Below are 21,202 nucleotides of genomic sequence, written 5' to 3'. Positions count from 1 at the left end.
GTCAGCGCCCCTCCTTGACGTAGATCGTGTGGCCCGCCGGCTTCATCTGGGTCGCCGCGGCGCCGATCAGGCGCTCGGAGTGGCCGATGTAGAGATAGCCGCCGGGGACGAGCAGATCGACGAAGCGCGCCTCGAGCTCGGCCTTCGCTGCGTCGTCGAAATAGATCATGACGTTGCGGCAGAAGATGACGTCGTACTTCTGGCGCATCGGCCAGGCCTCGAACAGATTGAGCACGCGGGCCGTCACCATCTTGCGCACCTCGTCGACCACGGCGAAGTCGGCGCCCTCGGGGCGCAGCCAGCTCGCACGATAGGGCGCGGGAATCGGCTGCACCGCATTGGCGGGGTAGACGCCGCTGCGCGCGGTATCGACGACGATCGGGCTGAGATCGGTGGCGAGCAGCTTCACGTCGGCACGATCGAGCCAGCTCGCGGTGCCGCGGTCGGGGCCGCGCAGGCACATCGCGATCGAATAGACTTCCTCGCCGCTCGAGCAGCCGGCCGACCAGATACGCACCGGCTTGTGCTCCGCCTGCTTCTTCAGCCACGGCATGGCCGTCTCGCGCAGGTGATCGAAATGATGGCCTTCGCGGAAGAAGTGGGTGTGATTGGTGGTCAGCGCGACCACCATCGCCCGCCGCTCCTCGGCGTTGCTCTGGACCAGCTTCACATAGTCCTTGAAGCTGTCCAGGCCGTGCTTGCGGACTCGCCGGTTCAGGCGCGACTGGACGAGCGTCACCTTGCCCGGGGCGAGGTGGATGCGCGCGTCGCTCTGCATGATCGCGGCGATGGCGGCGAACTCGGTCGATCCGAGCTCGGCACCGTTCGCGCCCGCGGCCTCCGGAGCCGTTGGACGACCGACCGCCTTGGCTCCGGCGAGACTCACGCGGCCATTTCCAGGTGACGGGTGACGTTCAGCGCCTCGAGGTCGAGCAGCAGCACCATCGTGCCGCTGTCGTTGACCGCGTCCTCGCCGCCCTGAATCTTGTTCGGGACCTGAACCAGGCCGGAGATGATCCCCTGCTCGCCGATCTCGACGTCGGGGGCGGGCTGGATGTCGCTGTCGCTGATCGGAATGATGTCGGCAACGTGATCGACCAGGAAGCCGGCCCGCTTGCCGTCGATATTGACGACGAGGATGCACGAGCGGGAGTGGAGCACGCTCGGCTCCCAGCCGAGACGCTCGGAGAGGCCGACCACGGGCACGACCGTGCCGCGCAGGTTGGTGACGCCGCGGATGTAGGCCGGGACGCTCGGCAGCGGCGTCGGCTCTTCCCACTCGCGGATCTCGATCAGCGACTTCATGTCGATGCCGAAGACCTGTTTGCCGAGAGTGAAGGTCACGATCTTGCGATCGGCCGCGGCGATGGTTTCAACGTTGGCGGTGGTCATGCTGCAATTCCTTTCGGGGAATATTTGGCGTTGCTGTGGCTCGCGCCGGCGAGCAGTGCGTCGATGTCGAGGATCAGGGCGATCGAGCCGTCACCGAGAATGGTGGCGCCGCCGATGCCGCGGATCGGGTGCAGGTTCTCGTCGAGGCTCTTGATCACGACCTCGCGGCGATCGTCGATCGAATCGACCATCAGCCCGATGTTGCCGGCTTCGCTGTCGACGATGATCACCAGGGATTCCTCCGGCGTGCGGGGATCGTTGGCGGCCAGACCGAACATGTCGCTGAGGCGCTTCACCGGCAGGTAGGAACCGCGCAGCTCGATCACCTCCGAGGTCGGAGTCATCGGCTGCACCTGGCCCGGCTCCGGCCGCACCGCCTCGACGACGTTGGCGAGCGGGAGGACGAACCGCTGCTCTGCGAACCGGACGATCATGCCGTCGAGGATCGCCAGGGTGAGCGGCAGGGCCATGGTGAAGGTGGTGCCTTCGCCGGGCACCGACTGGATCTCGACGCGCCCGCCGAGCGCCTCGACGTTGCTGCGCACCACGTCCATGCCGACGCCGCGACCCGAGATGTTCGAGATCGTCTCGGCAGTCGAGAAGCCGGGGGCGCAGATCAGCTGATCGATCTCCTCGTTCGAGAGGACCGCGTCGGCCGAGATGATGCCCTTTTCCACGGCCTTGGCGCGGACCCGTTCGCGATCGATGCCGCGGCCGTCATCGGCCACGCGCACGAAGATGCGCGCGCCCTTCTGCTCGGCCGAGAGGCGGATCGTGCCTTCCGGCGACTTGCCGGCGGCGATGCGATCGGCCGGGCTTTCGATGCCATGGTCGACGGCATTGCGGATCATGTGGGTCAGCGGATCGCCGATCTTCTCGATCACGCCCTTGTCGACTTCGGTCATCTCGCCGATGGTCTCGAGCTGCACCTGCTTGCCCGTCTCCGCGGAGAGATCGCGAAGCATCCGCGGCACCCGCGAGAAGGCCTGGCGGATCGGCTGCGCGCGCAGCGACATCACATTGTCCTGGATCTCCCGGGTGAGACGCGCGAGCTCCGGAAGCTCGACCCGCTCCTGATCGCGCGGCGAGAGCCGGTCGGACAGGATCGAGCCGCGGATCACCAGCTCACCGACGAGGTTGAGCAGCATGTCGAGCTTGGAAAGATCGACGCGGATGGTCTGGGCGGCTTCGTGAGTCTTGGCCTCGCCGCCCTCTGCGCGAGGCGCAGCAGCAACACGGGGCGCCGGGGCCGGCGGCGCGCCGGACGCGGCCGGGGCGGCCTCGGCGGTCGGCTCCGGGACCTCGGTCTTCGACGGCTCCGGCTCGATCGGCGCTTCGCGGAGGATCTCGATCTCGGAATCGGGCGCCACGAAGTCGAAGCAATCGGAAATCGCGCTTTCCTCGACGCTGCCGGGGAGCGACAGCGTCCAGACGAGATAGCTCTCCTCGGGGTCGAGATCGCGCAGATCGGGCAGCGCGGCACTGTCGACGCCGGTGACGCGACCGCCCAGTTCCTCGAGCTCCCGGATCACGAACATCGGCTCGGCGCCGTTGGCCATGGCCGCACGCGACGGACGGAAACGGATCTGCCAGTCACCGGACGCGGGGGGCGGCGAGTCGAGGTCGTCGAGCGAGACTCCGACCGGCTCGAAGCCGAACGGATCCGCGAACTCCTCCAGTTCCACCGTCACCGGCACGAAGCCCATCTCGTCGGCCGCGGGCGCGGCTGCGGGAGCGGCGGCTGCGGGCTCCGCGGCGGCGCCGCCGGTGCCCTTGGTTTCGAGGATCCGATCGAGCTCGGCCAGCATCTCCTCGTCGGCCGGCAGGGCGCCCTGGCCCTGCGCGGCGGCAACGTGGTCGGACAGGATGTCGAACGCCGCGAGCATCGTCTTGGTGACTTCGGCCGTCGGCGGGATCTTGCCGCCGCGAACCTCGTCCAGCACGTTTTCGAAACGGTGCGAGAACGCCAGCAGCGCGGCGTGACCGAAGGCGCCCGAGCCGCCCTTGATCGAGTGAACGGCGCGGAACACGCCGGCGATGGTCTCGGACGAGTGATCGCCCGCGGCCATTGCGGAAAGTCCTTCCTCGGCCGTCGCGAGGCCCTCGGCGCATTCCTCGAAGAAGATCGCCTGGATTTCGTCGAGTTCGTCGTTCACGGGCACACCCGGCGGATCGCCGCTCCCAGCTTGGTTGCGTCGAACGGCTTGGTGATCCAGCCGGTGGCGCCGGCCTCGCGCGCACGGGCCTTCTTCTCGTCGGAGAATTCGGTCGAGAGGACGAGGATCGGCAGGCCGCGGAACTGGGGAAGCTTGCGCACTTCCTCGATCAGCCCGAAGCCGTCCATCTTCGGCATGTTGATGTCGGTGATCAGGAGATCGGGGTTGACCTCCTGGATGCGCTCGAGCCCGTGGACGCCGTCATTGGCACCCTCAATCGTGAAGCCCTGCGCGGTCAGCGACGTCTTGAGCAGCATCCGCATGCTCGCGCTGTCGTCCACCGTCAGAATGAGTTTGCTCATTGAACCTGGTCCTCTTCTTCGAGCCCGAACAGCGTGGCCAGACCGCAGGCCTCGAGCCTGCTGCGGAGCGGTGCGCTCGGATTTGCGATGGTGAAGCCGTGGCCGTTGCGCTCGGCTTCCTCGCGGCCGGCGATCAGCAGCTGGAGCACGGCCTGGCCGATGCTCTCCACGTCCGATCCGTCGACGACAATGTCGCCGTCCACATCCGAAGCCAAAACGAGGCGCACGCGCAGGTCCTCGGCGACGACGGTGGAACCGTGCGGCGGAAGGACCAGGGGTCCTGCCGGTTCGGCATCAAATTGGGATTGCATTGAGTTCATCCTTGGCCTCGTCGAGAGCGGTCTCGAGCTGCTGGAAAGTGGGCGCGTAGTGAGACGGGGTCATGCGACGCGCGATCTCGATCGCGACCTGTGTCGGAATGCCCTGGGCGTATCCGACGATCGCCGTCTTCACGAGCTGGAAGGGGTGGCAATCGGCGTCGATCGTCTCCTTGAGCTTCGAGGCGAGAGGGCCGACGAAGCAGTAGGAAAGGAGCACGCCGAGGAAGGTACCGACCAGGGCGCCGCCGATCATCGCGCCGAGGATCTCGGTCGGCTGATCGATCGAGCCCATCGTCTTGATCACGCCGAGCACCGCGGCGACGATGCCGATCGCCGGCAGGCCGTCGGCCATCGTCTGGAGGGCATGCTGCGGCAGCAGCTCCTCGTGATGGTGCTTGTCGATGTCGTTTTCCATCGCCTCGGCGATCTGATGCGGATCCTCGAAGTTGACCGTCATCATCCGCAAATAGTCGCAGATGAAGTCGATCAGGTGATGATCGGCGAGGAGGCGCGGATAGCGCTCGAACAAAGCGCTTTCGCCCGGCGCGTCGAGATGCTTCTCGATGCCGGTCGCGCCGCCTTTCTTGAAGGTGGTCAACAGTCCGAACAGCAGGGCGAGAAGGTCGCGATAATCGCTGTCCTTCCAGCGCGGCCCCTTGAACGAGCGGGCGATGCCCTTGAGCGCGCTCTTCGCCGTGCCGCCGGAATTGGCGACGATGAAGGCGCCGATCGACGCGCCCGCGATCGCCATCATTTCGTGCGGCAGGGCGTGGAGCACGATCTCGAGCTTGCCGCCCGAGATCAGGAAGCTCCCGAACACGCACACGAGAATGACGACGAAACCGATACCGTTCAGCATGGTAGATCCGATCAGGAGCTTGACTAATCTGACTTATAGAGAGGCCGGGCAGTGGCCGTGGCCGGTGCGCCCGCGAAATGTTGCTGGCCCGGTCCGGCGGATCGATTCAGCCTGTCGCGGACGCGCGCGGAGGTAAGGGTCTGCCATCGTGTCCTCATCGGGAAAGCGGGCGCGGCCGCGGCTCGGCAGCGCTTCCGCATTATAGGCGTCGGCGCTTCGCGAGCGGCGGAGCGCCCGGGAAAAAGTTGCCGGGCCGCGCCAAGCGGGCCGCGCGCCGTCCTATGATGAGTGGGAAACGACACGAGGAGTATTCAATGTCGCTCGACGCATACCGCCGTGTGCGCACCATTGCGGAATCCCCCCGCGCCACGGAATACCGCCTGATGAGCCAGATCACCGGCGAGATGATCCACGCGCGCGACAGCGGCCTCAGCGGGATTGCCCTGGTTCCTGCGCTGCATCGCAACCGTGAGGTGTGGAGCGCCTTCTCCTCGACCTGCGCCGCGCCGGGCAACCAGCTGCCGAACGAGCTTCGCGCCAGCATCATCTCGATCGCTCTGTGGGTCGATCGCTATACCAGCGAAGTCGTTGCGGGCCGTGACAGCATCGAAGACCTGATCACCGTCAATCGCGCGATCATCGACGGTCTCGCCAACGAGAATCTGCAGGCAGCCTGAGGTAAAATACGGGGTCGGGCCAAAACCCGGCCCGCACCCGGAACGAGGCGGCAGGCGCTCCTATAATTCGGTCAACTTCAATCAAGGATGACCGAAGTGAGAAAAGCCTGCCTCGTCGCGGCCGTGTCCGGCCTCGCCTGTTTCCTCTCCCACGCGCCCGCAGCGGCGGCGCCGCTCCAGGACGCGATCGGCGCGGGAGACGCGTGGCGCATCAAGGCTTCGGTGCGCAGCCGCACCGAAGCGATCGACGGACAGTTTCGCCCGGGCGCCCCGGAGAGCGACTTTCTGCAGTCGTTCCGCTCCACCCTTCTCGCCGAATATGATGCTGGTCCGCTGCGCATCGGTGCGGAAGTGACCGACTCGCGCGGGTACGGCCAGAAGCGGAACAGCTCCGCCGGCACCAGCGATATCAATCCCGTCGAGCTCACCCAGGCCTATGTCGCGCTCGAGCTCGGCGATGCCTTTGCCGAAGGCTCCAGCGCTCTGCTGACCGCCGGCCGCTTCACCCTGCCGATCGGCTCCAAGCGGCTGCTCGACGCGGCCGGTTCCAGCAACCGCATCCCGGCTTATACCGGCGTCAACCTCGACTGGAAGAGCGCGGGCGGCGATCGCCTGGTCGCCTTCTGGGCGATGCCGCACCTGCGTGAGCCGGACGATGTCGAGAGCCTGCTCGACAATGAGGTCCAGTGGGACCCGGAGACGACCGATCTGCAGTTTTCGGGCGCCAGCTTCACCAAGGCGAAGGTGCTCGGCGGCAGCGTCGAAGTCTACGCTTATGCCCTGAAGGAGAAGGACAGCGCCGAGCGGCCGACCACGAACCGCCGCCTGTTCACCCCCGGCTTCCGCATCTTCCGCGCTCCGGCCGCGGCGATGCTCGATTACGAGCTCGAGGCCGCCTATCAGTTCGGCGCGGTCCGCGCTTCCAAGGCGGCGACCGATACCAGGGATCTGGACGTCTCGGCCTGGTTCATTCACGCAGAAGCCGGCCGGACCTTCACCGGCGCTTGGAAACCGCGCCTGTCCTTCCTGTTCGATCAGGCAAGCGGCGACAAGGCGAACGCCGCCACCTACAATCGCTTCGACGCCCTGTTCGGATCGCGCCGCACCGATTTCGGTCCGGTCAGCCTGTTCGGACCGGTCAGCCGCGCTAACGTCGTCTCCGGCGGCGTCCGCCTCGAGGCCGCGCCGTCGAAGCGTTTCGACACGATCCTGACGGCGCGCGGGCTCTGGCTCGATTCTCCGACCGACAGCTTCGGTGCGACCGGCGTGCGCGATCGCGCCGGAACGAGCGGGCGGCATGCGGGCCAGCTGTTCGAGGTCCGCGGCCGCTATTGGCTGATCCCGAAGGTCGCGCGGCTCGACGCCACCCTCGCGTATCTCGACAAGGGCAGCTTCCTCGAGGACGCGCCGAACGCCCCGGACAGGGGTGATACGCGCTACGCGGGCGTCGACCTGACGTTCGACTTCTGAGCCTCGACGAAGGCGAAGCGGAGGGCCGGCGGCAGAAATGTCGTCGGCCCTTCGCGTTTTGCCGCACAGCTGTAGGCCGCTGCGCCCGGCGTCAGGCCGTCGGCAGTACTATGTCGAAGGTGGCGCCTTCCCCTGGACTCGAGCGTGCCGTCAGCTCTCCACCGTGGGATTCTATGATCGTGCGACTGATCGCCAAGCCGACGCCCATCCCCTGCGCTTTGGTGGAGACGAAGGAGTCGAAGATCGTCGGCAGAACATCCGCGGGGATTCCCGGGCCGTTGTCGTGCACCCGCAAGCGTACGACGCCCTTTTCTTCCTTGGCGGCGATGTCGATCCGGCCGTCGCTGCGGTCGCCGATTGCCTCGATCGCATTGCGGACCAGATTGACGAGCACCTGCTGAAGTTGGATCCGGTCGGCCAGGACAACCATTTTCGCCGGAACATCGTAGCTGACGGTCACCGTCGAGCCGGTCAAAGCGAGGGCGGTCGCCTCCCGGACGCAATCACCCAGAGAGACGGAATCCCGCTTCACCTCGCCCCGCATGGTCATCTCACGCAGGCGCCGGACGATGGTCGCCGCCCGGTGAACGCTCTCCCGCAGGTGCGCGAGCACTTCGCCGAGGGTGGCCGGATCGGCGCCTCTGTTGAGCAGCCCGTCGATCGCCGAGGACTAGTTGGTGATGCTCGTCAGCGGCTGGTTCAGCTCGTGGGCCATCGCCGATGACATCGTGTCCATCGCGCTGACCCGGGAGATGTGGATCAGATCGGACTGGAGCTTCTGCGCCACCGCGCGCTCGGCCTCGAGCTTCTGCTCGAAAATGCGGCGCTCGGTGACGTCCCGAACGACTCCAAGGAAGCGGTTGTTGCGATCCTTGCCGCGCGGGACGATCTGGGCTCGGCTGTTCAGGTAGCGCAGCTCGCCGTCGGCGCGAATGATCCGATATTCCTCGTCGAAGATGGCTCCGGTCTCGTAGGAGAGCGCCTGCCGGCTCAACATCCTCTCGCGATCACTTTCCTCCACGAAGCTGTAGAACAGCTCGTTGGAGGGGACGGTCGACCCCGGGTCCAGGCCGAAGATGCGGAACGTCTCGTCGGACCAGCTGAGCGTTTGGCTCGCCGGATCGAACTCCCAGGCACCGACGCCCGCGATTCGCAGCGCCTCCAGCAGCAGTTCCTCTCGATCGGCGGCTCGCTCGACCGCTTCGAGGAGAGCCTCGGGATCATCGAACTCCTGCTTGAGGAGAGCGCCGAGCCCGCCCCAGCCCCGCAGGCCGCCCGCTGTCACGCGCCGCTCCGAGGACATGGTCACGCTCCGATCCGCTCAAGCGATGCGTCGACGGAACGCAGCTGGTCCCCGCGTTTACGGCTCGCATCGGCATGCCCGAGGCGGGCACGTGATTGAGGATAGAGGCATTTTCGAGAGTGTCGAGACTCAACCTTGCCCCTGCGGGAGCGGGTCGTGCCAGCGCGCCTAGAGCTGGGCGGCCGCCGGGAGTCCGCCCCCGGCGCGACGCGGCCTCAGCAGGCTTCGCGCCACGGCCGTCACGGCATGGCGCGGCGTGCGCCACGGTTGCGCGCCGCTGCGCCCCCGGGCCTCGATGAGGGCGGCGGCCGGGAAGGCGACGCTGGCGCGAAGTCCCGCCACCGGCGAGGCGTTGCGGATGCCGCGGCGGGCGCTGTTCAGCACATGGACGATCATCTCGCGCGGCTGGACGGCGCCCTGCTCGGTGACCGCAGACAGTCGCATCAGGGCAATCACGCCCATCGCAGCCGAAATCAGGAAATAGAACTGCCACCAGTTGAACGACAAAGCGACGACCTCGGCCACGCCTTCCGGGCTGGTCCAGGTGAGATCGAAGCTCAGCTGGCGATGTGCGAAATAGCTGGCGAATAGGCCCCCGATCAGCGGAGCCACGCCCGCCGCCGTCGACGTGATCAGCGAGCTCGTCGCCATGTAGACGTGCGCCTCGCCCTCCGGCGCCGCCTTCATGGTGATCGCGTTCGAGGCGAGCGCGACGCCGGCCGATGCCATTCCCATCAGGATGTGCAGGGTGATCAGATAGGCGGAGCGGCTCGATCCGAGCTCCGGCACGATCGCCATCGCGGCGATGCACGCAATGAAGCCGGGGGCCGCCACGGCGAGCACGGTCTTGTTGGCGAAGCGATCCGAAAGCTCGCCCCAGCCGCGCAGGACCAGCAGGTTGGAGAGCTGGCTGATGATGCTGAGGAACAGCACGAAGCCGGCAGAATAGCCCGCCTGCTGCACCAGAAAGACGGTGAAGAAGGGCAGGGCGAAATTCACGGCGAACTGCCACGAGGCCAGGAAGCGGACGATGGTGAGGAAGTTACGGTCCTTGAGCGGCTTCTTGAGCAGGCCGTTCAGGCTGCGCCGGTGCGCCGGGCGGACCATCTCGGTCTCCGGCACATGGGCAAGCTGCCAGGTGCTGACGAGGCTTGCGGCAAATCCAGCCGCGTAAAGGGTGAAGAAGACGATGCCGGCGCCCGCATAGCCGCGGTTGGAGAGCTCCAGCGCGCCGGCGGCCGAGGCGGTGCCGGCCGCCCCGAGGAGCGTGGCCCAGACGGTGCGGCGAGCGAAGAACTTGCCGAGTGTGTCGGACGGGACGAGATCGCGGATCCAGCTGTTCCACGAGCAGCCTGCGACCGAGTTGAAGGCGCAGTGGACGATCTCTCCGATGACGAGAAGGGCGAGCGCCACATTCTTGTTCGGCAGGAAGGCGAGGGCGGCCATCAGCGGCAGGGCGAGGCGCGCGGTGAACAAGGCGCAGATCGAGATCAGCCGGCGCGAGCGGACGCGCTCGACAAGGAGGATCGCCGGCGCCTGCAGGAGCTGGCACAGGAAGGGTACGGCGGCGAGGATGCCGATCACGGTCGGTGAGGCGCCCAGGAACAGGGCGTAGGCAACGAGGACGACACCGCTGTTCAGCGTGCCGACGATCGTCGCGAACGCGGCATCCGCCATCAGCCGATTGACGCCGCGATGGAGCTCTTCGGGGCTCACCGAGCCCTGCACATGGGTAAGTCTCATGGAGAGATGGAACTGCTTTAGCGATTGGAGAGAGGCCGCCGCCGCTGTCCGCGTCTCAGGGGCCGCCGGCTAATTAGGGCGACCGTCGCACCGCTTCGATTGCGGGAAATCACGTTAGGTAATGCTACCTAGCACCGTCCTCCGACACCTGCCGGGCCCGCGGCAGCGTGAAGACGAAGGTCGTGCCCCCGTCCGGGTTGACGATGGCACGAATCGATCCTCCGTGCTCCTCGATGATCGTCCGCGAAATGGAGAGGCCGACGCCGAGGCCCTGATCCTTGGTGGTGACGAAAGGCGTGAAGAGCCGCGCCTGAAGCTCCTCGTCGAGGCCCGGCCCGGTGTCGGCGACCGTCACCTCGGCGAACTCCCCGTTCGGCCGCGCGGTGATCAGAAGCTCGCGCCGGCTCTGCGACGCCATCGCCTCGATCGCATTGCGCACGAGGTTGAGCAGCACCTGTTCGATCTGCACGCGATCGACGAATATGTCGATGCTATGGGCAACGACGCGGCATGCGATCCCGGATGCGGTGGCTCCGATCAGCGCCAGCCTCAGGCTCTCGTCGATCAGCGCGCGTATGTCGTGCACCTCCCGATTGTTGTTGCCGCGCCAGAGCATGGTGCGGATCCGCCTGATGATCTCCCCGGCGCGGGCGATCGAGGCGCGCGCCTGATCGAGCGCCGATCCAGCCTGCTCCGGCACATCGGCGGATCGCTGGACGAGGACGCTCGCGACCCCGACCCAGTTGGTCGCGGCAGCGAGCGGCTGGTTCAGCTCGTGAGCCAGGGTGGCAGCCATCGCGCCCATGGCGCTGAGGCGCGAGACGTGAATCAGCTCCGACTGGAGCTGCTTGATCTTCGCGTCCGCCTCCACCCGTGCGCTGAGATCGGTCATCGCGCCGATCATCCGTCGCGGGCTGCCGTCGTCCCGGCGAAGAACGTAGCAGCGATCGAGAAACGTGGCGTAGCTCCCGTCCGGACGTCGGAAGCGATACTCCAGCTGCCATCTCGGCGCGGCACTGTCGGCAAGGAAGGCGCGGAGACTCGCGAGCGTCGGCTCCCGATCCGCTGGGTGGATGTTGTTCTCCCACCAGGTCCAGGTTGCCTCGGCGGGGTCTTCGCAGAAGGCGCCGATCGCGCGACTCCACGTGAGCTGGTTCGCATCGAAATCGCGATCCCAGATGATGTCGTTGGTGGCGAGCCCGACCAGCTCCGATCGCTCCACCAACCGCTCGAGAGCGGCTTCGGCAACCACTTGGTCGTGCACATCCTCCGTCACGCCGTAGACGAACGCCGCACCGGCCGTCTCATCGTCCCGGCCGACGGCGCGCGTCCGTAGCCAGCGGTAGCTGCCGTCGGCGGTAAGGCCGCGGAAGCGCAGGTCGTAGCTGCCGCTGGCGAACCGGGCCTCGCGCGCGGCGGCGAAATATTGATCGGCATCGTCGGGATGAACGAACTGCCGCCAGCCGTGGCCGAGCGCCTCCTGGATGGGCCGGCCGGTCAGCTCGGTCCATGCCCTGCTCACCCAGACGAGATCGTTCTCCCTGTCCGCGATCCAATGGAGCTGCGGGCTGCAGGCCCAGAGGCAGGTGAGATGATGCTCGCGGCGGCGCCTCGCCTGCTCATAGCTTTGGAGTTCGGCCAGCGCGGCGGCGATCAAGGCACTGAGATCTTCGGAACACAGGGGAGCGCCCTGCGCATCTTCGAGGATGCGCAGGGCGTTGTTCAATTGAGGGGGTGCATCAGCACGGTCGAGATACGGCACGACTTCCCCTGCTCGTCGGCGATTCGTCGCACCTTAAAAGGGTCGCCAGTCCAATGCACTAGGCGCGCTCGGCCGCAGCGTTGCAAAGGTTGGCATGGTTCGGGGAAGACGCTGCGGTGGCGCGCCGATCAGGCGGTGCGGACCAGGGGGCGCCGGCGGTAGACTCCGGCTTCCTCGGGAACGCTCGGCGCTTCGGCGGCGATGCGACGGCCACCGCGGGCGAGGCCGGCCATGCGCTCGAACAGACTTGCCGCACGGACTTCGGCCGGCGCCTCGTCGTTCGATTCCGGGACCGGAACCGGCGAGGGCGCGGCGATCTTGCCGGGCGTCACCCAGATCCGCTGGCCGTCGGTGGGCATGTCGCTGCCGGCAATGGTCGGGGCGATCAGGCGAGCCTCGGCGGTGAGCACCGGAACCGAGACGGGCTGCATGACAGGGGCAACGGCCTGGCGACGGGTCTCGACGGGCGAAACCGGCGGCGGAGTCTCCTCGGCGGCGGCCGCCTGGACGCGCGGCTGCGAGATCGGAGCGGCCGCCGGCGCTGCGGCGGGAGCGGGAGCCGGAGTCGCGGGCTTGCGCGCGATCGGAAGACACGGCGTGAGCGGATCCTGGCGTGCCGCCGGGACGGCTTCCGCTTCGCTGTCGATGCCGGTCGCCACGACCGAGACGCGGATGCGTCCCTCGAGTTCCGGGAGGAAGGACGAGCCCCAGATAATGTCGGCATCCGGATCGACCACGCTCTTGATGTGGTTCGCAGCTTCATCGATCTCCATCAGGCGGAGATCGTCGCCGCCGGTGATCGAGATGATCAGGCCCTTGGCGCCGTCGATTGCGCCGTCGAGCAGCGGATTGCGGATCGCCGCCTCGGCCGCCTGGACGGCGCGGTCGTCGCCGCTTGCCTCGCCGGTGCCGAGCATCGCGTTGCCCATCCAGCCCATGATCGCGCGGATATCGGCGAAATCGAGGTTGATGACGCCGGGCATCATGATCAGGTCGGTGATGCTGCGCACGCCGTGCTCCAGAACCTCGTCGGCCATCTGGAAGGCCTGGCGGAACGTCGTGTCCGGGCTGGCGACGCGGAACAGGTTCTGGTTCGGAATGACGATCAGCGTATCGACGCAGGACTTGAGCTCGGCGAGGCCGTCCTCGGCGGAGGCGCTGCGCTTGCGGCCCTCGAACGCGAACGGCTTGGTGACCACGCCCACCGTCAGGATGCCCTTGGCGCGGGCGGCGGCGGCGACGACGGGCGCCGCGCCGGTGCCGGTGCCGCCGCCCATGCCGGCGGCGACGAAGCACATATGTGCTCCCTCGAGCGCGCGGTCGATCTCCTCGATCGATTCCTCTGCGGCAGCCTTGCCGACCATCGCCTGGGCGCCGGCGCCCAGGCCCTGCGTCGCGCCCCGCCCGAGCTGGATCCGGACCTCCGCGGGCGAGGCGTTCAGCGCCTGCGCATCGGTGTTGGCGACGATGAACTCGACGCCATGGACGCCGCCGCGGATCATGTTGGCGACGGCATTGCCGCCGGCGCCGCCGACGCCGACCACGCAGATGCGCGGACGAAGCTCGGGGTTCGGACGTGGGTCGAGATCGAACATAGGAGTGTCCCCGTTCTGGCCCCTATCCGGGCCGTTCTGATTATTCGTCGATGAAGAGGCCGGCGCCGCCCTGGCGCCCGGCGGCGGGTCCGCAGATCAGGCCGCGAGGAGGCTCGGCTCGCTCTCCGGCTCGCGCAGCACGTAACCGCGGCCCCGCAGGGTGCCGATATAGCTCTCGCCGGTGCTGGTCGCCGCCAGCTTCTTGCGCAGCCGGCAGATATAGACGTCGATCACCTTGCTGATCGGCTCGTCGAGGTGGCCGTAAACGTGGTCAAGGAACATTTCCTTGGTGATCGGCCGGCCGCGGCGCAGCGCGAGCAGCTCGAGCACCGCATATTCCTTCGCGGTGAGATCGACCGGGTTGCCGTCGAGCTCCACCGTCTTGGCGTCGAGATCGATGGAGAGGCCGCCGGTGCGCACGATGCGGTCGGCATGGCCGGACGAGCGGCGCACCAGAGCGCGGAGACGAGCCGCGAGCTCGCCGGGGTGGAACGGCTTGGTGACGTAATCGTCGGCGCCGTCGCCGAACGCGGCGACCTTGGTGTCGATATGGTCGACGGTGCTGAGCACGAGCAGCGGCGTCTTGATCTTCGCCGCGCGCAGCTTTCGAATGAGATCGAATCCATGAAGATCCGGCAAGTTGAGCTCGGAGACGATCACGCTGAACTCAAAGGATCGGGCAAGATCGAGAGCGTCCTCGCCGCTGGCCACCGCCTCGACGTTGAATCCACCGCTGGAAAGCGCGACGCTGAGCCGCTTCCGCGTCATGACGTCAGGCTCGACCAAAAGGATACGCATCACAAGACCCCCGAATTGATTGACCGATTCGGGCGATTTCGTCCCAAGGGTCGCCCTTCACCCTGACGAGATCCTGATGCCCCGGGAAAGGTTAACCGGGAAGCGCGGGAATCTACCTTAGGTGGAAGTGCGTAGCCTTACTGGCAGGCGGCCGCGGCCTGGGCTAGGTGGGTCGGCACCGTCGAGGAACTGCAGCATGACCGATTTTGAAGTCCGTCCGGATGATGTCCTCGTGATCATCGATCCGCAGAAGGATTTCTGCCCTGGCGGCGCCCTTCCCGTGGCGGGCGGCGACGAGATCATGCCCGGTATCGCTGCGCTGGCGCAGCGTTTCCCCCTCGTCGTCATTACCCAGGACTGGCACTCGCCGGAGCACGCGTCCTTCGCCGGCAATCATCCTGGCGGGGTGCCGTTCGCGACCGCCGAGATGCCGTATGGGGCGCAGGTGCTCTGGCCCGACCACTGCGTTCGGGGCACGCCCGGCGCAGCCCTCCATCCGCGGCTCGTCGCCGCAGCCGACCGGGCGGACCTGATCCTGCGCAAGGGCACGAACCCGGCCGTCGATTCCTATTCTGCTTTCTACGAGAACGACCAAATCACCTCCACGGGCCTCGCCGGCTATCTGCGCGAGAAGGGCGCGCGACGCTGTGTCCTGGTCGGTCTCGCCTACGATTTCTGCGTTGCCTATTCGGCGCTCGATGCGGTTCGCGAGGGCTTCGAGGCGGTGGTGGTGAAGGATCTCACCCGCGCCATCGCGATGCCTGCCGCCGAGGGTCGCACCACGAGCGACGAAGCCGAGGACCGCTTCGCGCGGGCCGGGGTCACTGTTCTGTGAGCAAAGCCGCGCCGGCATCCGCGGACGAGGGAAAGCTTGCGCCGGATGCGCGTTGACGCCTCGTGCCGCGTTTCTACTTCAACGTCTGCTGCGATCGTTTCGAGGCCACTGATGTGGTCGGGGAGCATTGCCGGGACGAGACGGCGGCTCATGCCGAGGCGCTGCGCGCCGCCCGTGCCATCGTGCGCAAGCAGTTGCTCGCCGATGATCTTCCACAACATGGCTGGATCGAGGTCGAGGACGAGAGCCATCGAACGGTATTGAAGGTGCCGCTGCGCTCCGCGGCCTATTAGTCAGACGCCGCTTCAGTCGTCGGTTTCCCGCTCCCGACGGTGGCGCTTCAGCATGTTTTCGGATTCGTCGAGAAGCTTCTGGGTCTTCTCGATGCTCTGACGCAGAGCCTGCTGGCTCTCCTCCACCTCGCGCGATTGCCGTTCGCGCCGCTCTTCCCGGGTTTCTTTGTCCACGGTCATGGCTCTGTTGGTCCGAATCGGTCGAGGTTTACCTTGGGCGATGAAGATTCGGAAGACGAATGCGTGTTACGTTGGAACCGCTCTCAAGGAAGGACGTTCAGGCAGTCCCCCCGCGGTGATCAGGATCCCCCCCCCACCCCACTGATCACCACCCAGCCCCCGGCCCGAAAGGGCTGGGGGCTTTTCATTTCAGGCCCAGACAGGCTTCGACCGTCGGCCCGGATGGACCGGGTGGACGTGATCAGGAGGCGGCAGCCTTGAGGGGTTGGGAAGCGGCCGCGCCGGCCTCGGCGGCGCCCACGATCGCGGCGTTCAGCTGGTGGGGCGTGAACGGCTTCGCCAGGACCTGCACGTTGTCCGGCCGCCGGGCGATCGACTGGGCGTCGGCATAGCCGGTGATGATGATCGCGGGGAGGGTCGGACGAAGCTCGCGGGCCTGCCGGATCACCTCGGCGCCGGAGACGTGCGGCATCGCGTAATCGGTAATCAGCAGGTCGATTCCGTCCGCCGTGTCGCCGATCATGCCGAGCACCTCGCGACCGTCCGAAGCCTCGAGGACCTCGTGACCCAGGTCGGCGAGAAGCGCTGCGGTTGTCGCCCGAACGCCGTCATGATCGTCGACCAGCAGGATACGAAGCGGCGTCGCCTGCGCATCGCCGAGCCGCCGACGTTCCGGATCGTCGGCTCGCGCCGTGACGTTCTCGGCCGCGCGCGGCAACCAGATCTCGGCGCGGGTCCCCTCGCCGACGATGCTGTTCAGCCGGAAGGCGCCGCCCGATTGCTTCGCGAAGCCGTAGACCATCGACAGGCCGAGGCCGGTACCCTTGCCCACTTCCTTGGTGGTGAAGAAGGGTTCCATCACCTGCTCGAGGAGCTCGGGGGAGATGCCGCAGCCGCTGTCCGCGACGGTCAGCACCACGTAGCGGCCGCCGGTCACCCCGTCCTCACCCGCCTCGCCGACGTCGCGATTCTCCGCCGAGACAGAGATCGTGCCGCCATCCGGCATGGCATCGCGGGCATTGATGATCAGGTTCATCAAGGCGAGCTCGAGCTGGGCCTGATCGGCGAAGGCGCACCAGAGGCCATCGTCCATCTGCCAGTCGAGCTCGACAAGGCCGCCGAGGGTATGGGCGAGCAGGTCGGTGACCGCCGTCGCCAGCGCCGGGATCTCGATACACGCAGGCTCGAGCTGCTGGCGGCGTGCGAAGGCGAGCAGGCGGCCGACGAGATCCGAACCCTGCTCGGCCGCGCGCTTGGTCATGTGCAGGATCTTGAGCTGCTCCTCGGGCAGCTCGGCCCGCCGCTCGATCAGGCCCAATCCGCCGAGAACGGCGGCAAGCAGGTTGTTAAAGTCGTGCGCGATGCCGCCGGTGAGCTTGCCGATCGCGTCCATCTTGCGCGCCTGGACGAGCTGGCTCTCGAGATCCTTGCGATCGGTGACGTCGAGCAGGGTGCCGGCGAATTCGATCGGCTTGCCGTCGGCATCCCGAAGCAGGACCGCCTGATCGAGGAAATGCCGATACTGGCCGTCGGCATGCTGCCAGCGGTATTCGACGGCCATCGAACGGCCGTGCGGGCGCCCGGCCAGCGCAGTCCCGACCCGCTCGCGGTCGTCCGGGTGGAGCCGGTCGGCCCACAGGGTCGGAGTCTTCTGGATCTCTTCGAACGCATAGCCGGTCAGCGCCCCGAAATTGCCGCTGACGAACTTGGGGACGCGCGGGGCGGCGTCGAGCGCCTCCAGATAGAGGACGATCGGCAGCGACTGGATGATTGCCGCCTGCCGCTGCTCGGCGAGACGCAGCTCCTGCTCCACCCGGAGGCGTTCCGCGTTGGCGCGAAGGTTGGCGTCGAGCAGCGCCTGCTCCTGGAGCGCCTTGCGCTGGATCTCCCGGCGCATCGCGAACAAGTCCACGAAGACCGCGACCTTCGAGCGCAGCACCACCGGATCGACCGGCTTGAACACGTAATCGACCGCGCCCATCGAATAGCCGCGGATCAGGTGCTCGGCCTCCTTGTTGACCGCCGAGAGGAAAACGATCGGGATGCGCTTGGTCTGCTCCCGGCTGCGGATGATCTGAGCCGTCTCGTAGCCGTCGATCCCCGGCATGTAGACGTCGAGCAGGATCACCGCGAAATCGCCCTTCAGCAGGTGGCGCAGCGCCTCCTCGCCGGACCGTGCCTCGACGATGTCGCCCACGTCCTCCAGCACGGTGCGGATCGCGAGCAGGTTGCGCTCGTCGTCGTCGACGACCAAGACGCGCGGGCGCTCCGCAGCCTCGTCCGAGGCCGCGCCCGAAGCCTCGGGCAGAGCCGCACCATCGCGGGCAATTCGGGGACTGATACGCATTCCGCTCTTGCTCATTCCGCCGCGTTGAGGCTGTCACCCTGCGCCGAGCGCACGTCGTCGCGCGCACGGGCAATCCAGACGCGCAGGAGCGCCAGCAACAGGTCGATGTCAACCGGCTTCGCGATGTAATCGGAGGCGCCGGCATCGAGGCACTTCTGGCGGTCTCCCTTCATCGCCTTGGCGGTGACCGCGATCAGCGGCACCTCGGCGATCTGGGGACGCTTGCGGATCTCCTGCATCGTCTCATAGCCGTCCATTTCCGGCATCATGATGTCGATCAGGGCGATCTCGATGCCCGAATGCTGCTCAAGGATGGCAATGCCGTCCTTGCCGCCTTCGGCATGAAGCACCTCGACGTCGTAGCTCTCGAGCACGCTGGTCAGAGAGTAGATGTTCCGGATGTCGTCGTCGACGATCAGGATCTTCGCGCCGGCGAGCTCGGGCACCGCGCGCAGGCTGGTCGTCGGCAGCGCCGGCGCTTCCTCCGGATCGCTGACGATCTCGAGCAACGGTGCCGAGGTCCTGATGTGGTTGGCGAGATCACGGAACACGCGGGCGAGCACTTCCTGATCGGCCGGTTTCTCGGTCACGCCGAACGCACCCATGTTCATCACCGAGGCGAGCTTGTCCGCACCCGAGATGACGTGGATCGGAACGTGGCTGGTCTGGGCATCGTGCTTCAGCAGATCGAGCAGCACGAAGCCGTCGATGTCGGCGAGGCCGAGATCGAGCGTAATGGCGTGCGGCTGGAGCTTGCGCGCCATCGCCAGCGTACCGGCTCCGGCCGTGGAGACGACGCCCTTCAGGCCGGCGCCATGCGCCAGGTCGAGCAGGATCGAGGCGAAGGTGGGATCGTCCTCGACGATCAGCACGAACGGATCGTCACCGAGATCATCCCGGTCGTCGCTGACCTCGAAGCCGGTCGGCAGCGCCGAAGGCACCATCGCGCCCGTGTTGTCATAACGTGCCGTGCTGCCGCCGGCGGCCGCGCTCGGGGCGGCGGCCTGCAGCGGCACGTACAGGGTGAAGGTCGAGCCCTCGCCGACCTTCGAGGTCACCTGCAGCTCGCCGCCGAGCAGCCGTGCAATCTCGCGGCTGATCGAGAGGCCGAGGCCGGTGCCGCCGTACTTGCGGCTCGTCGTGCCGTCCGCCTGCTGGAAGGCTTCGAAGATGAGCTTCTGCTTGTCCTCGGGAATGCCGATGCCGGTGTCGGTGACCGCGATCGCGATCGCCTGATCGACGCCGCGAAGGACCGGGTGGCTCGGGCTCCAGCCGCTGCGCGCGGTGCTCACCGACAGGGTCACTCCGCCATGCGAGGTGAACTTGAAGGCGTTGGACAGCAGGTTGAGCACGATCTGCTGGAGACGCTTCTCGTCGGTGCGGATCGCGCCCGGCAGATTGGGGTCGAACTCGACGTTGAAATCGAGGTTCTTGTCGGCCGCCAGCTGGCGGAAGGTCCGCTCCATATGCTGCTTGAGACCGCTCATCGGCATCTCGCCGACCTCGATCGACACCGTGCCCGATTCGATCTTGGAGAGATCGAGGATGTCGTTGATCAGGCTCAGCAGGTCGGAGCCCGCGGAGTGGATCGTACGGGCGAAGTCGGTCTGCTTCTCGTTGAGGTTGCCCTGCGGATTGTCCGCCAGCAGCTTCGAGAGAATCAGCAGCGAATTGAGCGGCGTCCGAAGCTCGTGCGACATGTTGGCGAGGAACTCGGACTTGTACTTGGAGGTGAGGGCGAGCTGCTCGGCCTTCTCTTCGACCGCGCGGCGCGCCATCTCGATCTCGATGTTCTTCGCCTCGACCTGCTTCTTTTCGTTCTCGAGAAGCTGCGCCTTCTCCTGCAGCTCTTCGTTGGTCGCGTGGAGCTCTTCCTGCTTGGTGGTCAGTTCGGTCTGACGCGCCTGCAGCTCCTGGGTGAGCAGCTGGGACTGCTTGAGCAGGCCCTCGGTACGCATCGTCGCGGCGATCGTGTTGAGCACGATGCCGACCGATTCCATCAGCTGATCGAGGAAGCTCTGGTGAGTCTCGTTGAACTCGCTGAACGAGGCGAGCTCGATCACTGCCTTGACGTCGTCCTCGAACAAAGCGGGCAGGATGTTGACGCTGGCCGGCTTGGCGTGGCCGAGGCCCGAGCCGATGCGGATGAACTCGCCTGGCACGTCCTGGAGCAGGATCGGCCGCTTGTCGGCCGCCGCCTGGCCGACCAGACCCTCGCGCAGCTTGAACTCGCGCTTGAGCTCATCGGCATTCTCCGCGCCGTAGCTGGCGACCAGCTCCAGCTTGGTCTCCTCCTCCTCGCGCTTCGTCACATAGAAAACGCCATATTGCGCGTTCACCAGCGGCGCGAGCTCGGACATGATCAGGTTCGAGACGGTGGTGAGGTCGCGCTCGCCCTGGAGCATGCGCGAGAAGCGGGCGAGGTTGGTCTTCAGCCAGTCCTGCTCGGCGTTCTTCAGCGTCTGATCCTTGAGGTTGCGGATCATCTCGTTGATCGTGTCCTTGAGCGCCGCCATCTCGCCCGATGCCTCCACGGCGATCGAGCGGGTAAGGTCGCCCTTGGTCACGGCGGTCGCCACGTCGGCGATCGATCGCACCTGGTTGGTGAGGTTGGCGGCGAGCTGGTTCACGTTGTCGGTGAGGTCGCGCCACAGGCCGGCGGCGCCCGGGACGCGCGCCTGGCCGCCGAGGCGGCCCTCGATGCCGACCTCGCGGGCCATGTTGGTCACCTGATCGCCGAAGGTCGACAGCGTCTCGATCATGAAGTTGATCGTCTCGGCGAGGGCGGCGATCTCGCCCTTCGCGTCCACGGTCAGCTTCCGCTTGAGGTTGCCCTGCGCCACCGCGGTCACCACGTCGGCGATACCGCGCACCTGGTTGGTGAGGTTGGTGGCCATCAGGTTCACGTTGTCCGTGAGATCCTTCCAGGTCCCGCCGACGCCGGGCACCTGCGCCTGGCCGCCCAGCTTTCCTTCGGTACCGACCTCGCGGGCCACGCGGGTCACCTCGGACGCGAACGAGTTGAGCTGGTCCACCATGACGTTGATCGTGTCCTTCAGGGCGAGAATCTCCCCCTTCACGTCGACGGTGATCTTCTTGGAAAGGTCGCC

The 21,202-nt window shown here is 66.8% G+C and carries 19 protein-coding genes; 4 read left to right on the top strand and 15 right to left on the bottom strand.

What is annotated here, in order from left to right:
• Window position 1 precedes the first annotated feature (1 nt).
• The 6 genes from E2493_RS03740 to motA are packed head-to-tail and all read right to left on the bottom strand — an operon-like array spanning window position 2 to window position 5,089.
• Window positions 2–886, bottom strand: a complete 885-nt coding sequence (locus E2493_RS03740; protein ID WP_135083868.1) for a CheR family methyltransferase — start codon at window positions 884–886, stop codon at window positions 2–4.
• Entirely contained in the window at window positions 883–1,392 is a 510-nt protein-coding gene (locus E2493_RS03735) for a chemotaxis protein CheW (RefSeq protein ID WP_135083866.1), read from the bottom strand. The genes E2493_RS03740 and E2493_RS03735 overlap by 4 nt, the downstream gene beginning before the upstream one ends.
• Window positions 1,389–3,548: a chemotaxis protein CheA gene (locus E2493_RS03730; RefSeq protein WP_135083864.1), complete on the bottom strand. Its 2,160-nt coding sequence runs from the start codon at window positions 3,546–3,548 to the stop codon at window positions 1,389–1,391. Before E2493_RS03730 ends, E2493_RS03735 begins: the two co-directional genes overlap by 4 nt.
• Complete coding sequence (locus E2493_RS03725) at window positions 3,545–3,910, bottom strand: response regulator (RefSeq protein ID WP_135083862.1); 366 nt, start codon at window positions 3,908–3,910, stop codon at window positions 3,545–3,547. The genes E2493_RS03730 and E2493_RS03725 overlap by 4 nt, the downstream gene beginning before the upstream one ends.
• On the bottom strand, window positions 3,907–4,221 hold the full coding sequence (locus E2493_RS03720; protein WP_135083860.1) for an STAS domain-containing protein: 315 nt from the start codon (window positions 4,219–4,221) through the stop codon (window positions 3,907–3,909). The genes E2493_RS03725 and E2493_RS03720 overlap by 4 nt, the downstream gene beginning before the upstream one ends.
• Window positions 4,205–5,089, bottom strand: a complete 885-nt coding sequence (gene motA / locus E2493_RS03715; protein ID WP_135083858.1) for a flagellar motor stator protein MotA — start codon at window positions 5,087–5,089, stop codon at window positions 4,205–4,207. Before motA ends, E2493_RS03720 begins: the two co-directional genes overlap by 17 nt.
• Window positions 5,090–5,403: 314 nt before the next feature.
• Between motA and flaF the strand changes: the two genes are divergently transcribed.
• Window positions 5,404–5,766 carry a flagellar biosynthesis regulator FlaF gene (flaF, locus tag E2493_RS03710; RefSeq protein WP_135083856.1) on the top strand — a complete coding sequence of 121 codons (363 nt, stop codon included), beginning with the start codon at window positions 5,404–5,406 and terminating at the stop codon, window positions 5,764–5,766.
• Between the two features lie 96 nt (window positions 5,767–5,862).
• Window positions 5,863–7,236: an alginate export family protein gene (locus tag E2493_RS03705; protein WP_225421128.1), complete on the top strand. Its 1,374-nt coding sequence runs from the start codon at window positions 5,863–5,865 to the stop codon at window positions 7,234–7,236.
• A gap of 91 nt (window positions 7,237–7,327) precedes the next feature.
• Here the strand turns inward: E2493_RS03705 and E2493_RS03700 are convergent, their stop codons facing one another.
• The 6 genes from E2493_RS03700 to E2493_RS03675 form a co-directional block, all read right to left on the bottom strand.
• The gene (locus tag E2493_RS03700; RefSeq protein ID WP_135083852.1) at window positions 7,328–7,849 is read right to left on the bottom strand and encodes a sensor histidine kinase; all 522 of its coding nucleotides are present in this window, start codon (window positions 7,847–7,849) and stop codon (window positions 7,328–7,330) included.
• A gap of 57 nt (window positions 7,850–7,906) precedes the next feature.
• Complete coding sequence (locus E2493_RS03695) at window positions 7,907–8,539, bottom strand: PAS domain-containing protein (protein WP_225421132.1); 633 nt, start codon at window positions 8,537–8,539, stop codon at window positions 7,907–7,909.
• 168 nt (window positions 8,540–8,707) lie between these two features.
• Window positions 8,708–10,282, bottom strand: coding sequence for an MFS transporter (locus tag E2493_RS03690; protein WP_135083848.1), 1,575 nt, complete (start codon window positions 10,280–10,282; stop codon window positions 8,708–8,710).
• 124 nt (window positions 10,283–10,406) lie between these two features.
• Window positions 10,407–12,008 carry a PAS domain-containing sensor histidine kinase gene (locus E2493_RS03685; protein WP_225421127.1) on the bottom strand — a complete coding sequence of 534 codons (1,602 nt, stop codon included), beginning with the start codon at window positions 12,006–12,008 and terminating at the stop codon, window positions 10,407–10,409.
• Window positions 12,009–12,172: 164 nt separating this feature from the next.
• Window positions 12,173–13,639 (bottom strand): cell division protein FtsZ, encoded by a 1,467-nt coding sequence (ftsZ, locus tag E2493_RS03680; protein ID WP_135083844.1) that lies wholly within the window; start codon window positions 13,637–13,639, stop codon window positions 12,173–12,175.
• 96 nt (window positions 13,640–13,735) lie between these two features.
• On the bottom strand, window positions 13,736–14,437 hold the full coding sequence (locus E2493_RS03675; RefSeq protein WP_135083842.1) for a response regulator transcription factor: 702 nt from the start codon (window positions 14,435–14,437) through the stop codon (window positions 13,736–13,738).
• A gap of 196 nt (window positions 14,438–14,633) precedes the next feature.
• Between E2493_RS03675 and E2493_RS03670 the strand changes: the two genes are divergently transcribed.
• Together E2493_RS03670 and E2493_RS03665 are read left to right on the top strand one after the other, a co-directional pair.
• Window positions 14,634–15,272: a nicotinamidase gene (locus E2493_RS03670; RefSeq protein WP_135083840.1), complete on the top strand. Its 639-nt coding sequence runs from the start codon at window positions 14,634–14,636 to the stop codon at window positions 15,270–15,272.
• A 62-nt stretch (window positions 15,273–15,334) separates the two neighbouring features.
• Window positions 15,335–15,565: a DUF6894 family protein gene (locus tag E2493_RS03665; RefSeq protein WP_135083838.1), complete on the top strand. Its 231-nt coding sequence runs from the start codon at window positions 15,335–15,337 to the stop codon at window positions 15,563–15,565.
• Between the two features lie 12 nt (window positions 15,566–15,577).
• On the opposite strand, the gene E2493_RS21045 is transcribed toward E2493_RS03665, so the two are convergent.
• From E2493_RS21045 to E2493_RS03655, 3 genes are all read right to left on the bottom strand, one after another.
• The gene (locus tag E2493_RS21045) at window positions 15,578–15,745 is read right to left on the bottom strand and encodes a hypothetical protein (protein ID WP_167737368.1); all 168 of its coding nucleotides are present in this window, start codon (window positions 15,743–15,745) and stop codon (window positions 15,578–15,580) included.
• A 241-nt stretch (window positions 15,746–15,986) separates the two neighbouring features.
• Window positions 15,987–18,092, bottom strand: coding sequence for a response regulator (locus E2493_RS03660; RefSeq protein WP_135083836.1), 2,106 nt, complete (start codon window positions 18,090–18,092; stop codon window positions 15,987–15,989).
• Window positions 18,093–18,103: 11 nt separating this feature from the next.
• On the bottom strand, window positions 18,104–21,202 hold a 3,099-nt coding region (locus tag E2493_RS03655; protein WP_135083834.1), incomplete at its 5' end, for a hybrid sensor histidine kinase/response regulator.

Origin of the sequence: Sphingomonas parva (ex Maeng et al. 2020), from assembly GCF_004564275.1 — a bacterium.
GTDB classification, from domain to species: Bacteria; Pseudomonadota; Alphaproteobacteria; order Sphingomonadales; family Sphingomonadaceae; genus Allosphingosinicella; species Allosphingosinicella parva.
Note: the sequence above shows the minus strand (reverse complement) of the source record. Positions and strands in the feature narration are given on the sequence as shown.

Coding starts and splice junctions, on each gene's coding strand:
- motA (WP_135083858.1), bottom strand. CDS start 5,089: ATGCTGAACGGTATCGGTTTCGTCGTCATTCTCGTGTGCGTGTTCGGG.
- E2493_RS03695 (WP_225421132.1), bottom strand. CDS start 8,539: ATGTCCTCGGAGCGGCGCGTGACAGCGGGCGGCCTGCGGGGCTGGGGC.
- E2493_RS03670 (WP_135083840.1), top strand. CDS start 14,634: ATGACCGATTTTGAAGTCCGTCCGGATGATGTCCTCGTGATCATCGAT.
- flaF (WP_135083856.1), top strand. CDS start 5,404: ATGTCGCTCGACGCATACCGCCGTGTGCGCACCATTGCGGAATCCCCC.
- E2493_RS03720 (WP_135083860.1), bottom strand. CDS start 4,221: ATGCAATCCCAATTTGATGCCGAACCGGCAGGACCCCTGGTCCTTCCG.
- E2493_RS03725 (WP_135083862.1), bottom strand. CDS start 3,910: ATGAGCAAACTCATTCTGACGGTGGACGACAGCGCGAGCATGCGGATG.
- E2493_RS03735 (WP_135083866.1), bottom strand. CDS start 1,392: ATGACCACCGCCAACGTTGAAACCATCGCCGCGGCCGATCGCAAGATC.
- E2493_RS03660 (WP_135083836.1), bottom strand. CDS start 18,092: ATGCGTATCAGTCCCCGAATTGCCCGCGATGGTGCGGCTCTGCCCGAG.
- E2493_RS03690 (WP_135083848.1), bottom strand. CDS start 10,282: ATGAGACTTACCCATGTGCAGGGCTCGGTGAGCCCCGAAGAGCTCCAT.
- ftsZ (WP_135083844.1), bottom strand. CDS start 13,639: ATGTTCGATCTCGACCCACGTCCGAACCCCGAGCTTCGTCCGCGCATC.
- E2493_RS03675 (WP_135083842.1), bottom strand. CDS start 14,437: ATGCGTATCCTTTTGGTCGAGCCTGACGTCATGACGCGGAAGCGGCTC.
- E2493_RS21045 (WP_167737368.1), bottom strand. CDS start 15,745: ATGACCGTGGACAAAGAAACCCGGGAAGAGCGGCGCGAACGGCAATCG.